Annotated in this window: 1 protein-coding gene, 1 tRNA gene and 2 pseudogenes; 2 read left to right on the top strand and 2 right to left on the bottom strand. The window is 34.1% G+C overall.

What is annotated here, in order from left to right:
* Positions 1-97: 97 nt before the first annotated feature.
* A pseudogene (gene cycA, locus BHE89_RS12625) lies at positions 98-1,502 on the bottom strand (D-serine/D-alanine/glycine transporter).
* A gap of 260 nt (positions 1,503-1,762) precedes the next feature.
* On the opposite strand from cycA, the gene BHE89_RS12630 reads away from it, so the two are divergent.
* Positions 1,763-1,838, top strand: a tRNA-Lys gene (locus tag BHE89_RS12630).
* A gap of 517 nt (positions 1,839-2,355) precedes the next feature.
* Here BHE89_RS12630 and BHE89_RS27460 read toward each other — a convergent pair.
* Complete coding sequence (locus BHE89_RS27460; protein ID WP_458694220.1) at positions 2,356-2,709, bottom strand: hypothetical protein; 354 nt, start codon at positions 2,707-2,709, stop codon at positions 2,356-2,358.
* Between the two features lie 251 nt (positions 2,710-2,960).
* On the opposite strand from BHE89_RS27460, the pseudogene BHE89_RS12640 reads away from it, so the two are divergent.
* Positions 2,961-3,287 (top strand): annotated as a pseudogene (locus BHE89_RS12640) (tyrosine-type recombinase/integrase); the annotation flags it as partial.
* Positions 3,288-3,422: the final 135 nt, after the last annotated feature.

Consider the following 3,422-nt stretch of genomic DNA (forward strand, 5'->3'; position numbering starts at 1 on the left):
AATTATTTTATTAGCAATAGCATTTTATTTTTAATAAAAAGCCTTATTTAATAATAAGGCTTTTCACTTTTACACTATCACTATTAGCACTATTGGATTATTTTTGAGCCAGTTTTTTCTTCTTAACGAATTGATAACCAACTGCTAATGCGATAAACCATAATGGAGTCACACTTAATGCTTGACGAGTATCATGCTCAAAAGCTAATAACACTGTCATAAATACAAAAAATGCAAGACATAACCACGACATAATAATGCCCAAAGGCATTTTATAGATAGACTTCTCATGCAGTTGCGGACGTTTTTTTACGATATGCCAAATAAGAGCATAAAATCATACTCCAAATAAACATAAATAATAATGCAGAGACGGTTGTTACCAAGGTAAATACATGCATCACATCAGGAATAAAGTAAATTAATATAATTCCACATGATAGGCATAAGCTCGTAAATAACAACCCATTGGCAGGTACTGCACGTTTAGATAATTGACTAAACTGTTTTGGTGCTTCGCCTTCTTTAGATAAACCAAACAACATTCGGCTAGTGGAAAATATCCCACTATTCGCAGAAGAGGCGGCAGCGGTTAATACCACAAAGTTGACTAAACTTGCGGCAGCAGGTATCCCTATCATAACGAATAACTCAACAAATGGGCTTTTATCCGCCAAAATAGAACGCCATGGTGTTACTGACATAATAATGGCTAATGCTAATACATAAAAAGTAATAATACGGATAGGAATAGCATTGATCGCTTTCGGTAAAGATTTCTCTGGATTACGCGTTTCAGCAGCAGCAGTACCGACTAATTCAATCCCAACAAAAGCAAAAATAGCAATTTGAAATCCGGCAAAAAATCCACTTAATCCTTTAGGGAACATTCCCCCATCATTCCAAATATTTTCTAGTGCCGCCGTGTGTCCTGCTGGCGATTCAAACCCAATACTGATAAGAACAATACCAACAATAATTAAAGAGACAATGGCGGTTATTTTTATCATGGAGAACCAAAATTCCATTTCTCCAAAAAGTTTGACTGTTGCTAAATTTAAAATAAGTAACGTCAGTACACAAATAAAGGAAGTGCCCCATTCAGGAAAGTGAGGAGCCCAATAACTAATATAAGATGTTATCGCGACAATATCTGCAATACCTGTAATGACCCAGCAAAACCAATATGTCCACCCCACAAAGAAGCCAGCCCATGGTCCGAGTAAATCACCCGCAAAATCACTAAATGACTTATATTCTAAATTTGATAATAACAGCTCCCCCATTGCTCTCATCACAAAGAACAAGACAAAGCCAATTATCATATAAACAAAAATAATTGATGGTCCAGCGAGCGAAATAGTTTTCCCTGATCCCATAAATAGACCAGTACCAATAGCACCACCAATCGCAATTAATTGAATATGACGATTTGTTAGCCCACGCTGAAGAGTAGCGTTCTTTACTCTAGCGGGAGGAGAAATTTCTGTTTGATCTTCCATACCATACCTGAAGTGTTTTCATATTTTCGATGTTGTTTTCACCGCTATTTTATTTTTTGACGCGGCAATGTGTTTGCGAAATTATTGTGACACAAATCTCAGTATAAGTAATGAAAAGATCACTTTTAGTAAAATGAATGATGCTTTGATAACCAGACAAGATCCTTTCTTTAATTTATATGGCGATATTTTATCCATTTGAAAAAAAATCAAAATAAGCACTTGACCATCGCATTTGAGAGGAGAATAATCAGCACATCGGGTTGTTAGCTCAGTCGGTAGAGCAGTTGACTCTTAATCAATTGGTCGGGAGTTCGAGCCTCCCACGACCCACCAAATTTACGCTGAGAAATCAGACATTTATGCCACTTAGAGATAAGTGGCTTTTTTGTTTCTATCGCTGAGTGTCGCAAAAGTGTCGCACGAGTTTTTTTATCTATCCCTTCCGAAAGCCGAAAGTTATCGATTTTATTTAAAAAATAATTAGTCGTAATAAAATTTAATAATTAATAAAAAACAAACAGAATAAAAAACCATTAAAAATAATAAAGCCAGATAATCCATTCACATCCACTCTATGTTAACCAAGCATCTCAAAAATAAATTTTCTTAATCATTTCAGTTTCAAAAATCTATAACTCACTGAAAAATAAATATCCTTGAAATTGCTCTCGCGTGAAATATGGATTATCCATCCCACGTAAAGTATGAAATCTTTTATTATCAATGCGTTAATTTTTTATCGTTATCCTTTTTCTATCTATCAAGGTGAAATAATTATTAGTTGCTAATTTTCCAACTTCACTGATCGCCGTTAATAAATAAAACCGGCACATTAGAATCGCTTATTTCATTAACTGACATTAACGGCTATTTGTACTAAATCCCCTTTATGGATACTTGCGAAAGCACCACATGCATTATCAAAGCACGCTTGTTTGGAAACCTGATAATCAAACATGGTTTTTATTCTCAAAATGCGAAAGAATAATTTCATTTCTAGTGAAACTTCATACCCATTTAAAGCCATAACAGTCAAAGCAACCATATTCAACCAAACTTTTTTTTGATCACCTTTAGGTTTAATGGATAACTTTCCACACTCAATTAAACGGCAGGCAGTAACCTTAGTTGTACCTAGACAGCGACAGTATTCATCTAAAGGTAAGTAAAGCTCAGGTATAGCAATTGTAATTTTAGGTCTCATAAGGCAAAATCTTGAGTGACATTAATGATCAATATCGTCAAATATTGATAAATATTTTCTTTTTGAAAACCAAAGAAAGCAACAATGCTCATTTTGCCAATAATCAAGGGCGTTTGTTTTCCTTTTGGGAATTAACTCTTATGAGAACGTTTAAATTTCAGCCAGAAGATGACAACATAGCTATCTTAGATCGCATAATCGAAGCTTATGGGTTTTCGTCAAAAGCCATGTTAGCTATTCATTTTGAAAAAAAAGATAAACGTAATAGAACTGTACCTATATCAGAAGAGTTGTTTAATAAAATTCCGAAGCGTAGAGGTCAATTATTTACGCCCTGCTATTCTGCTTTTCGTTCAGCAATAAAACGCGCCAATATTGAATTACCCCATAGGCAATCATCGCATGTTTTACGACATACTTTTGCCTCACATTTTATGATGTCAGGCGGTAATATTTTAGTTTTACAGCGAATATTAGGTCATACCGATATTAAAATGACTATGCGATATTCGCATTTCGCCCCAGAGCATTTAAATGATGCGCTGATGTTTAATCCTTTGGTGAAGTTGAAGATATGACTATTTTAATCTACATTTTTTGTGTCTTTCTATTTTTATTTTTATTTATCGTACCTAAAAATAAAGAAAAACTTCGTCCTTTAAAAAAATATCTTTTTTAATAAGTTTACTCTAAATGAGAATAGTTTTACATGA

Origin of the sequence: Shigella sp. FC1967 (assembly GCF_001743005.1) — a bacterium.
Classification (GTDB): Bacteria; Pseudomonadota; Gammaproteobacteria; order Enterobacterales; family Enterobacteriaceae; genus Proteus.